The following is a 9,710-nucleotide window of genomic DNA, read 5'->3' on the forward strand; positions in this document are numbered from 1 at the left end:
CGCGGCCGACGCGGACAGCGCCCGCGGTGGCGGCCAGAGCGGCGTCCAGAGCGGCGTCCGCGGTGGCGGGGGTGGCGGGGGAGGCGGGGCGCTCGGGCGGGAAGTCGGCAGGCGTCAGCACGTTTGCATGATGCAACAAAAACCTTGCGCTGTGCAAACTTAGCACCCGGCAAAGTCCGGTGGGTGGGACGGCGGGCCGGCGCGGTGCCGGGGCAGGCGGTGCTCCGCCTCGGGGCGGCCGCCGGCGAGGTGGGCGGCCACGATCGCCGCGGCCGCCGCCGGGTCCACCCGGCCGTACCAGACGTCGTCGGGCTGCACGCTGACCACCGGTGCCTGGTTGCAGGGGAACTGGCAGCCGGTCTGCGTCACCAGCACGTCGTCGTCGCCGAGCCCGTGCGCGCCGAGCCCCCCGACCAGGGCGCGCAGGGTCGCGTCCGCGCCCTTCGCGGTGCAGCGCGGGCCGCGGCACACCAGGACCTGGTGGCGGTGTCCGGGCACCTCCGCCCAGGCGGCCGAGGTCAGGCCGGGCTCCTCGCCGGTGACCGGCCGCGCGGTGGCCGCGGCCGCGGCGACCTCCGCCAGGTCCCCGGCGAGCTTCGCGCCCACCCGCACCTCCGGGCGCGGGCCGCCGTGCTCCCGCCACCAGTACGCGGCGACCCGGCGCAGCCAGGACGGCCCCGGCCCGCCGCCGCCCAGCCGGACCCCGACGAGGACGACGGGGGCGCCGCCGGTGCCGGTGCCCTCTTCCGTGGTCCGCGCGTCCGCCAGCCGGGCCAACTCGGCCGTGAGCGACGGCTCGCCCTGCTGGAGGAAGGCGATCGTGGCGCCGGAGCGCCGGGCCAGGGCCAGCAGTTCGGCCCGGCGGCCCGCCTCCACCGCCGACATGCCGACCAGCACCAGGCTCATGACGCGTCCGCCCCGCGCAGTACGCCGTTCCACCGCACATGCGGGCGGTCGTGCACCGGATGGCGCGCCACGGTCACGTCCACCCCGTACACGCGCCCGACCAGTTCCGCGGTGAGCACCTGCTCCACCGGGCCGTGCGCGACCAGCCGGCCGCCGTGCAGGACGGCGATGTCCGCGCAGTAGGCGGCCGCGAGTTCGAGGTCGTGCAGCGCGGCCACCGCGGTGACGCCCAGAGCGCGGACCGTCTCCATGAACGCCAACTGGTGCCGCAGGTCCAGGTGGTTGGCCGGCTCGTCCAGCAGGAGCACACCGGGCTCCTGCGCCAGCGCCCGGGCGAGCTGGACCCGCTGGCGCTCGCCCCCGGACAGCGACGACCAGCTCCGGTCGAGCAGGGCGCCGACATCGGCGGCGGCCACTGCCCCGGCCAGTACGGCCTGCTCCCGCGCCGCCGCGGCCGAGCCCGGCGGCACCGGCCACCGGCCGCGGTGCGGGGTCCGGCCCAGCTCGATCACTTGACGGGACGTCAGGGGCAGGCCGGTGTCCGCCTGCTGCTCCATGAACGCCACCCGCCGCGCCCTGCGCCGGGCCGGCAGCGCGTACAGGTCCTGCCCGTCCAGCTCGACCCGCCCCCGGCCGGGCCGCCCCAGCCCGGCCAGGACCCGCAGCAGCGTGGTCTTCCCGGCGCCGTTCGGCCCGAGCAGGCCGGTCAGCCGGCCGGGGGCGAAGTCGAGCGCGACGTCCTCCAGCAGCACGGCGTCCCCGACCCGCACCCCGACCCCGGCGCACCCCAGCACCACCGGCTCCCGGGCGCTCACGCCCGGCCCCGCACGGCGGGTCCGGCGAGGTGGTGGCGCGGGGCGAACGGCGGCCGCCCTCCGCCCGTGGCGGATACCTGCCCGGGGTGGGGCTGTTGCCTGGCGGTCATGTGCGGGCTCGCGTGGTGGTTCGGGTGGGGGAGGGGGCGCCGGGCCGCGGTCATGGGCGGGCTCCCGCGGGGGCCGCGGTGCGGGTGCGGCGGCGGAGGAGGGCGGCGAAGAAGGGGGCGCCCAGCCCCGCGGTGATCACGCCGACCGGGATCTCCTGGTCGGGCAGGACGGACCGGGCGAGCAGGTCGCTGCCGACCAGGAGGGCCGCGCCGAGCAGCGCGGAGGCCGGCAGCAGGACCGCGTGCCCCGGGCCGCACAGCAGGCGGACGACGTGCGGGACCACGAGCCCGACGAAGCCGATGACGCCGGTCTCGGTCACCAGGCAGGCCGTCACCAGGGCGCAGGTGCCGACCAGGAGCCACCGCAGCCGTTCCACCGGAACGCCGAAGGAGCGTGCCGCGGTCTCGCCGAAGGCGAAGGCGTCCAGGTCCCGGGCCGCGGCGAGCGCCACCGCCGTCCCGGTGACGGCGACCGCCGCGAGGAACAGCGCCGTGTGCCACCGCACCCCGGCCACCGAGCCGAGCGTCCACTCCATGACACCGCGGGCGGCGTCCCGGTCGCCCAGGACGAGCACCACGAACGAGGTGAACGCCGCGCACATCTGCCCCACCGCGACCCCGGCGAGGACCGTGCGGGTCCCGGAAAGCGACCAGGACCCCGCACCGGCCAGCGCCATGACGAGCGCCGCCGCGAGCAGCGCCCCCGCGAACGCGGCGACCGGCAGCGCACCGGCGGCCGCCGCGCCGGACGCGCCGACGCCGAGCACCAGTACGGTGACCGCGCCGACGGCGGCGCCGTCGGAGATGCCCAGCAGGTAGGGGTCGGCGAGGTCGTTGCCGGTGAGCGTCTGGAGCACCGCGCCGCACACCGCGAGCCCGGCGCCGGTGGCCGCCGCACCCACCACCCGCGGCAGCCGCAGCTGCCAGACGATCTGGTCGTCCAGCAGCGTCACATGGTGGTCGCCCAGGCCCAGCCGCCGCAGCAGGACGTCGGCCACCACCCGCGGCGGCTCGTGCACCGACCCGATCGCGAGGCCGAGCAGGCACACCGCCAGCAGCGCCACCGCGGCCGCGGCCAGCACCGCAGCCGAGCGGGCCGCTGTACGGTCGCGGGCGCGGTCGGGCGTACGCGTACGCGTACGGTCCGCGGCCGTCACGACGCGGCGGGCAGCGCGGCCAGACCGGCCGCGACCCGGGCCGCGCCGTCCGCCAGGAGCACGCCGGGCGTCGACTCCGAGAACGGCACGACGACGAACGCGCGCCGGCGCACCGCGGTGAGCCGGCTCAGCACGGGGTCGTGCTCCAGATAGGAGATCTTGGCCGCGGCGCTGTCCCAGCTCGCGTCCGCGAGCACGATGGCGTCCGGGTCGGCGGCGGCCACCTGCTCCCAGCTCACGTTCTGCCAGCCGCCTTTCAGGGTGCCGAACACGTTGTGCGCGCCGACGGCGTCCAGGACGGTCTGCGGTCCGCCGTGGCCGGCCCCGACGTAGGGGGACTTGGTGCCGGAGTCGTACCAGAGCACGTCCAGGCCCTTGCCCGCGCCCTGGGCGGCCAGTGCGGCCAGCGCCGTCTTCTGCTGCCGCTCGATCGCGGCCGCCCGCTGCGGCACCCCGAAGACCGCGGCGATGTCGGCGAGTTCGCCCCACACCGCCTCGAACGACGCGGCGGGCACCTGCTTCGCGTCCGCGCAGCCGAAGGGCGACAGATAGGAGCCGATGTGCTCGGCGGCCAGCTCGGCGCGGGTGCCGGCGACCTTGCCGGTGAAGGCGCTGGTGTAGGAGGCGTAGAGGAAGTCGGGGCGCGCGGCGAGGAGCTTCTCCTTGGACGGGTACTCCTTGCTGAGCACCGGCACGGAGTCGTAGGCGGCCTTCCACTTCGCGGGGATCGTGTCGTCGAGGTAGGCGGTGCCGGCCATCCGCGACTGGAGGCCCAGCGCGAGGGCGACCTCGGTGGCGCCCTCGTTGAGGGTGACCAGCCGCTTCGGGGGCGCGGCGACGGTGGTGGCCACGCCGCAACTGCGCACGCTGACCGGGGCGGTGCTGCTGCGCGCGGCGGCGGAGGACGTCGGGCCGCTCGCGGCGGGCGCCCCCGTGCAGGCGGCCAGGCACCCGGTGGCCAGCAGGGCCGCGGCGGCGGCCGGCAGCCGTAGCGGGCGGGTGCGGGCCCGGGCGCCGGGGCGTATGAGACGGCTGATATGGCGGAACGGGCGCAGGGCGCTGCTCGGCACGTGTACTCCAAACCCTCGTGGAAGATGTCGCGCCGTGGCCGGTCTCCTGGCTTTCGCGTCGACGCTCCACGGCCGGCCTTCCCAGGCGTCCGTTGCCGGTCCGCCCAGTGGCCCCGACCGTCGTGGGGACGGTCGGCGCAGGGCCGCGGAACTCCGCGACTACAGTGGCGAGGGCCGCACCGGCTTCCGACCGGTTTCCCGTGCACCACGGCACGCGCACGCTACCAAACGCGCCGCCCCGCCCGGCCGGCCGGATCACAGGGCGCGGAGGGCCCGCACCGCCGCGGGGGTAGGGCCCGGTGCCAACGGCCGCGGCCCCGCCCGGAGTTGACGGGAAGGGCCGCGCGAGGGGAGTGCGGAGCGGGGGTCAGGACGGGCGGTCGGTGCCGTAGCCGTGCAGGAAGGCGTCGACGGCGCGGGTGACGCAGTCGCGGATCTCGGCCGCGCCCAGCGGCGGGCTGCCGTGCGGGCGGATGGTGATCTCCGAGGTCACCAGGGCGATGAAGTGCACGGTGGCGCGGGCGGGTTCGGGGATGCGCAGCAGCCCGGCGCCGGCGAGCTGCTCCAGCCGCCGGGCGACCTCCCGCTGGACGCGCTGCGGCCCGGCCTGCTGCCAGGCGTCGATCACGGCGGCGGGGAAGTGCTGCACCTCGGCCTTGATCTGCCGGATCATCGCGAAGTGCTCGGGGAACTGGGTGCGCTGGCCGACGAAGGCGCGGCCGAGCGCGAGCAGGTCGGCGCGCGGGTCGGTGCCGGTCACCTGCTTCTCGACGGTGGCGACGAACGCGTCCGCGACCTGCCCGGCGCTGTCGTGGACCACGTCGGAGAAGAGCTGGTCCTTGCCCTCGAAGTGGTTGTAGATGGTGCGCGTGGACACGCCGGCCTCGGCGGCGATCGCCTCGATGCTGGTGCGGCTGTAGCCCTCGCGGCCGAAGACGGTCCGGGCGCCCTGGGTGATGGCGTCGCGCTTGCCGGCCCGTCCGCCGGTACGGGCGGGGCCGGGGCGCTCCGGTGCCGCCTTGCGGGCGGGGGCCGTCGGTGGGGTACTCAGGGGAAGCCTCCGATACGGGTCGTCGTCCGTTGCCCAATTTACCATGCACGTTGTACTTTACTTTGAGGGCTTTCCGTCAACCCGCCAGAGGACCGTGCACATGGATATCGGGACCATCACTTTCGGCACCCTACTCAGCGACCCCTTCACCGGGCACCGCGTCTCCCAGGCCGAGCGCCTCGACGAGGTGGTCCGCAGCGCGGTGCTCGCCGAGCGGCTCGGCTTCTCCTGGTTCACCGTGGGGGAGCACCACTTCGGGGAGCGCGACGTCATATCGGCGCCCCCGGTGGTGCTCGCGGCGATAGCCGCCCGCACCTCCACCATCACCCTGGCCACCGGCACCACGCTGGTCGCCAACCGCGACCCGGTGCTGGTCGCCGAGGACTACGCGACGCTCGACCAGCTCTCCGGCGGGCGGCTCCAGCTCATCGCGGGCGCGTCCTTCTTCCCCGACCCCTACAGCGTCTTCGCCCAGCCGCCGGAGAGCAAGGCCGACCGCAAGCGGGAGAACCTCGAACTCCTGCTGCGCCTGTGGTCCGAGGACGAGCCCGAGGTGACCTGGCAGGGCGCCTTCCGCCCGCCGCTGGACGCGGTGCGGGTGCAGCCGCGGCTGCACCAGGCGCGGCCGCCGGTGTGGGTCAGCGGCGGCTCCAAGCCGGACTCGGTGCACCTGGCGGTCGAGACCGGGCTGCCGATGGTCTTCGGCACCACCGCCCGCCCGCCGCAGACCCACGCCCCGATGTTCGCGCTCTACCGCGAGCTGTGGGCCAAGGCCGGCCGCCCGGCCGAGCAGGCGCGCACCGGCGCCGCCAGCCACGTCTTCGTCGCCGACACCACCGCGCAGGCCCGCGAGCAGTGGCGGGAGTACTACGCCAACTACTTCCGCGGCGCGAAGCTGCCGGTCGGCGCCCGACCGCTCGCCTTCGACTTCGACGACCTGGTGGGCCCCGGCTCGGCGATCTGCGGCAGCCCCGCCGAGGTGGTCGACAAGCTCGGCCGGCTCCACGACCTGTGGGGCCACGACCTGCACCTGCTGTCCGTCGACATCGGCGGCATCCCGCACGCCAAGGTCGCCCGCGCCATGGAGCTGGTGGCCTCCGACGTGGTCCCGCAGGTCGCGGGCCTCGGCGCGGACCGCCCCACCGGCGGCACCGTCGCCGCACGCCCGGCCGCTCCGGCTGCGTCGGTGGCCCAGGTCGGGGGCGCCGTATGAGCACCCCGGACGGCATACCCGCGCACATACCCGCGCGCACCGCCCCGCAGATACCGCCGGTCGTCCCGGCCGCCTGGGTCCGGGAGCGTACGGCGGCCACCCCGGACACCGCCTCGGACGGTACCCCGGGCCCTGCCTCGGACGGCGCCCTCGTACTCGCCGACGTCCGCTGGTACCTCGACGGCCGCTCCGGCCGCGACGCCTACCTCGCCGGGCACCTCCCCGGCGCCGTATGGGTGGACGTCGACACCGACCTGGCCGCGCCCGGCACCGCGGCCGGCGGCCGCCACCCGCTGCCCGCGGCCGAGGAGTTCGCCGCGCGGCTCGGCCGGCTCGGCATCGCCGACGACAGCGTGGTGGTCGCCTACGACGACCAGGGCGGTGGGTTCGCCGCGCGCCTGGTGTGGCTGCTGCGGCGCACCGGCCGCCGGGCCGCCCTGCTCGACGGCGGCCTGGCCGCGTGGGACGGCACCCTGGAGACCGGACCGGTGACGCGGGCGCCGGTGACCCGCGAGGTGACGCCGTGGCCGGCCCACCTGCTGCGCGACGCCGACGAGGCGGCCGCGGCCGGCCGCACGCCGACCGCCCTGCTCCTGGACTCCCGCGCCGCCGCCCGCTACTCGGGCGCCGACGCCCACGCCGGGGAGACCCGCACCGGGCACCTGCCCGGCGCGCTCAGCGCCCCCTGGCAGGACAACCTCACCGCCGGCGGCCTCTTCCGCCCGCCCGCCGAACTGCGCGCCCGGTTCGCCGCACTCGGCCTGACCGCGGCCGAGGAGGTGGTGTTCCACTGCGGCTCGGGCGTCACCGCCTGCCACAACCTGCTCGCCGTGGAACTGGCCGGGCTGCCGGACGCCGCGCTCTTCGTCGGCTCCTGGTCGGCGTGGTCGGCCGACCCGGACCGCCCGGTGGTGCAAGGCACCCGGCCGTTCGCGGCCGACGGAACCGGAGCGCCCGCGACCGGGGCGCCCGCGACCGGGGAGGCCGCGCGATGAGCCCCGTCGAAGGAACGCAGCTCGGCTTCGGCCTCGTCTCCCACTACCGCGGCCCCGACCCCGACCTGCTGGTGGCCGAGGCACGCCACGCCGAACAGCTCGGCTACGACCTGTTCGCGCTCAGCGACCACCTGCACAGCGACCGCGCCACCTGGGAGCCGTGGACCGCGCTGTGCTTCCTGGCCGCCGCGACCGACCGGATCACCCTGGCCACCGACGTACTCGGACTGCCCTACCGCGCCCCCGCGGTCCTGGCGAAGATGGCCGAGTCCCTCGACCGGCTCTCCGGCGGGCGGCTGGTGCTGGGCCTGGGCAACGGCGGCTACGAGGCCGAGTTCGCCGCCTTCGGGCTGAGCACCCGCACACCGGGCGAGAAGGTCGCGGCCCTCGACGAGGCCGTGCAGATCATCCGCGCCCTGTGGCGGCAGCCCCGGACGACGTTCCGCGGCCGGCACTTCTCCGTCCAGGACGCCCGCATCGAACCGCGCCCCGCGCACCCCGTCCCGGTGTGGCTGGGCACCTACGGACCGCGGGCGCTGGCCGTCACCGGGCGCCTCGCGGACGGCTGGCTGCCGTCGCTGCAACGCCTCAGCCTGACCGAGGCGGTGGCGCTGCGGGACCGGGTGCGGGCCGCCGCCCGCGCGGCCGGACGCGACCCGGACAGCCTCACCTGCGCCTGCAACGTGCAGATCCGCCTGGGCGGGCCCGCCGCCGGCGGGCGCGTCGTCGCCGGCTCGTCGCAGCAGGTGGCCGAGCAGCTCGCGGCCGTGGTGCGCGCCGGGTTCACCTTCCCGCTGCTGTTCGGCCTGGACCACGCGGAGGACCGCGAGCGCTTCGCCGCCGAGGTGGCCCCGCTGGTGCGCGCCGAGTTCGCCCGGGCCTGACCCGGCCCCGCGGGCCCGCCGAGCCGCGAAGCCGCGGCCCGGCGGGCCCCACCTGACCTGATCCGAGAGGAAGAGATCCCGCATGGCACGCAAATGGTGGACGCTCGTGGCCGTGGTGGCCGGAGTGTTCATGCTCGTCCTGGACATCACCATCGTGAACGTGGCCCTGCCCGACATCAGTGACGACTTCCACTCGTCGCTGTCCGACCTGCAATGGGTCATCGACGCCTACGCGCTGGCCCTGGCGGCCGGGCTGCTGACCGGCGGCTCGCTCGCCGACTTATGGGGCAGGCGGCGGCTGTACGCGGCGGGCACCGCGGTCTTCACGATCGGCTCGCTGCTGTGCGGCCTGGCCACCGGCCCGCTCTTCCTGGCGCTGGCCCGGGCCGGCCAGGGCATCGGCGGCGCCGTGGTGTGGGCGACCTCGCTGGCGCTGCTCAGCCAGGCGTTCCAGGGCCGTGAACGGGGCCTGGCCTTCGGCATCTACGGCGGCATCCTCGGCATCGCGGTCGCCGTCGGCCCGGTGCTGGGCGGCGCGCTCACCAGCGGCCTGAGCTGGCACTGGATCTTCTGGGTCAACGTGCCGATCGGCGTCGCCGTGGTGGCGATCACCCTGCTGAAGCTGGAGGAGTCCCGCAACCCGTCGGCCGCCCGGCCGGACTGGGCCGGGTTCGTGGCCTTCAGCGGCGGCCTGTCACTGCTGCTGTACGGGCTGATCAACGCCTCCGACGGCTGGTCGCAGGCGAAGGTGTGGGGCACGCTGGCGGGCGCGGCGGTGCTGCTGGCCGCGTTCGGCGTCCAGGAGCGGCGCACCGCGCACCCCATGCTGGACCTGACGCTGTTCCGCAAACCCACCTTCAACGGCGGGCTGGTGGCCGCGTTCGGCCTCAACGCCTCGATCTACGCGCTCATCACCTACCTCGTGCTCTACCTCCAGCAGGACCTGCACTACACGCCCGCGCAGGCCGGGCTGCGGCTGCTGGCGCTGACCGGCGCGATGTTCGTGGCGTCCACCACCGCCGGGCGGCTGAGTTCCGCGGTGCCGGTGCGGCTGATGATCAGCGCCGGGTTCGTCCTCATAGCCGTCGGCATCGCGCTGATGACCGGGGTGACGGAGTCCTCGACGTGGACGCACCTGCTCGCCGGGATGATCGTCTCCGGGCTGGGCGCGGGCATGGTCACGGTGCCGCTGGCCTCCACCGCGGTCGGCGTGGTCGCCCCGGCCCAGGCCGGGGTCGCCTCCGGGGTGAACGCCACCGCCCGGCAGGTCGGCCTGGCCACCGCGATCGCGGTGCTCGGCACCGTGTTCACCACCCGCAGCGAGCACCACGGCTTCACCGGCGGGCTCAACCTGATCCTGTGGATCGGCGCGGTCGTGGCGATCGTCTCGGCGGTGCTCAGCGCGCTGCTGATCCGGCAGAAGGACTTCGTGCCGCCGCCGGCGCGCCCGGCCCCGGCCGACACCCCGGCGCAGCCGGAGGCCGCGGGCGCCTGACCGCCCCCGGACCG

The 9,710-nt window shown here is 76.1% G+C and carries 9 protein-coding genes and 1 riboswitch; of the genes, 4 read left to right on the plus strand and 5 right to left on the minus strand.

Features of this window, described 5'->3' with window-relative positions; translation table 11 throughout:
* Positions 1-159 precede the first annotated feature (159 nt).
* The 5 genes from AC3ERT_RS33485 to AC3ERT_RS33505 form a co-directional block, all read right to left on the minus strand.
* The gene (locus AC3ERT_RS33485) at positions 160-906 is read right to left on the minus strand and encodes a (2Fe-2S) ferredoxin domain-containing protein (RefSeq protein ID WP_335972574.1); all 747 of its coding nucleotides are present in this window, start codon (positions 904-906) and stop codon (positions 160-162) included.
* Positions 903-1,721 (minus strand): ABC transporter ATP-binding protein, encoded by an 819-nt coding sequence (locus AC3ERT_RS33490; RefSeq protein WP_435178686.1) that lies wholly within the window; start codon positions 1,719-1,721, stop codon positions 903-905. Before AC3ERT_RS33490 ends, AC3ERT_RS33485 begins: the two co-directional genes overlap by 4 nt.
* A 160-nt stretch (positions 1,722-1,881) precedes the next feature.
* Entirely contained in the window at positions 1,882-2,988 is a 1,107-nt protein-coding gene (locus AC3ERT_RS33495; RefSeq protein ID WP_435178688.1) for a FecCD family ABC transporter permease, read from the minus strand.
* On the minus strand, positions 2,985-4,058 hold the full coding sequence (locus tag AC3ERT_RS33500) for an ABC transporter substrate-binding protein (protein ID WP_435178690.1): 1,074 nt from the start codon (positions 4,056-4,058) through the stop codon (positions 2,985-2,987). The genes AC3ERT_RS33495 and AC3ERT_RS33500 overlap by 4 nt, the downstream gene beginning before the upstream one ends.
* A 19-nt stretch (positions 4,059-4,077) precedes the next feature.
* A riboswitch (cobalamin riboswitch) is annotated at positions 4,078-4,283 on the minus strand.
* A 142-nt stretch (positions 4,284-4,425) separates the two neighbouring features.
* The gene (locus AC3ERT_RS33505; protein ID WP_335972563.1) at positions 4,426-5,154 is read right to left on the minus strand and encodes a TetR/AcrR family transcriptional regulator; all 729 of its coding nucleotides are present in this window, start codon (positions 5,152-5,154) and stop codon (positions 4,426-4,428) included.
* Positions 5,155-5,209: 55 nt separating this feature from the next.
* Between AC3ERT_RS33505 and AC3ERT_RS33510 the strand changes: the two genes are divergently transcribed.
* The 4 genes from AC3ERT_RS33510 to AC3ERT_RS33525 all read left to right on the plus strand — a co-directional run bounded on the left by AC3ERT_RS33510 (position 5,210) and on the right by AC3ERT_RS33525 (position 9,696).
* The gene (locus AC3ERT_RS33510; protein WP_435178692.1) at positions 5,210-6,322 is read left to right on the plus strand and encodes an LLM class flavin-dependent oxidoreductase; all 1,113 of its coding nucleotides are present in this window, start codon (positions 5,210-5,212) and stop codon (positions 6,320-6,322) included.
* A complete protein-coding gene (locus AC3ERT_RS33515; RefSeq protein WP_435178694.1) occupies positions 6,319-7,317 on the plus strand; it encodes a sulfurtransferase in 999 nt (332 codons plus the stop codon). The genes AC3ERT_RS33510 and AC3ERT_RS33515 overlap by 4 nt, the downstream gene beginning before the upstream one ends.
* Positions 7,314-8,201 (plus strand): LLM class flavin-dependent oxidoreductase, encoded by an 888-nt coding sequence (locus tag AC3ERT_RS33520; RefSeq protein ID WP_435178696.1) that lies wholly within the window; start codon positions 7,314-7,316, stop codon positions 8,199-8,201. Before AC3ERT_RS33515 ends, AC3ERT_RS33520 begins: the two co-directional genes overlap by 4 nt.
* 82 nt (positions 8,202-8,283) lie before the next feature.
* Positions 8,284-9,696 (plus strand): MFS transporter, encoded by a 1,413-nt coding sequence (locus AC3ERT_RS33525; RefSeq protein ID WP_435126872.1) that lies wholly within the window; start codon positions 8,284-8,286, stop codon positions 9,694-9,696.
* The last annotated feature ends 14 nt before the right edge of the window (positions 9,697-9,710 follow it).

It is taken from the genome of Actinacidiphila sp. bgisy145 (genome assembly GCF_057708125.1).

Bases quoted from the DNA above. Each gene is read 5' to 3' on its own strand.
- AC3ERT_RS33510 (WP_435178692.1), top strand. From the start codon at position 5,210: ATGGATATCGGGACCATCACTTTCGGCACCCTACTCAGCGACCCCTTC.
- AC3ERT_RS33505 (WP_335972563.1), bottom strand. From the start codon at position 5,154: ATGGTAAATTGGGCAACGGACGACGACCCGTATCGGAGGCTTCCCCTG.
- AC3ERT_RS33520 (WP_435178696.1), top strand. From the start codon at position 7,314: ATGAGCCCCGTCGAAGGAACGCAGCTCGGCTTCGGCCTCGTCTCCCAC.
- AC3ERT_RS33515 (WP_435178694.1), top strand. From the start codon at position 6,319: ATGAGCACCCCGGACGGCATACCCGCGCACATACCCGCGCGCACCGCC.
- AC3ERT_RS33525 (WP_435126872.1), top strand. From the start codon at position 8,284: ATGGCACGCAAATGGTGGACGCTCGTGGCCGTGGTGGCCGGAGTGTTC.
- AC3ERT_RS33485 (WP_335972574.1), bottom strand. From the start codon at position 906: ATGAGCCTGGTGCTGGTCGGCATGTCGGCGGTGGAGGCGGGCCGCCGG.